General features: G+C 56.5%; 1 protein-coding gene. It reads left to right on the top strand.

Translation table 11 applies throughout. The features are described 5' to 3' along the window. On the top strand, nucleotides 1-230 hold a 230-nt coding region (gene mscL / locus R0J88_RS24070), incomplete at both ends, for a large conductance mechanosensitive channel protein MscL (RefSeq protein WP_410901467.1).

Raw genomic sequence — 230 nt, 5'->3', positions numbered from 1 at the left:
CAGCCTTCGGCAAGATCGTCTCGTCCTTCGTCGGAGACGTGGTCATGCCGCCACTGGGTCTTTTGATCGGCGGGGTGGACTTCAGCGACCTGGCCATTACCCTGAAGGCTGCCGAAGGTGATATTCCGGCAGTGGTGCTGGCCTATGGCAAGTTCATCCAGACCGTGATCGACTTCGTGATCGTTGCCTTTGCCATATTCATGGGTGTGAAGGCAATCAACAGGCTCAAG

It is taken from the genome of Pseudoalteromonas sp. SIMBA_162 (assembly GCF_046535955.1).
Classification (GTDB): domain Bacteria; phylum Pseudomonadota; class Gammaproteobacteria; order Enterobacterales; family Alteromonadaceae; genus Pseudoalteromonas; species Pseudoalteromonas marina.
Note: the sequence above shows the minus strand (reverse complement) of the source record. Positions and strands in the feature narration are given on the sequence as shown.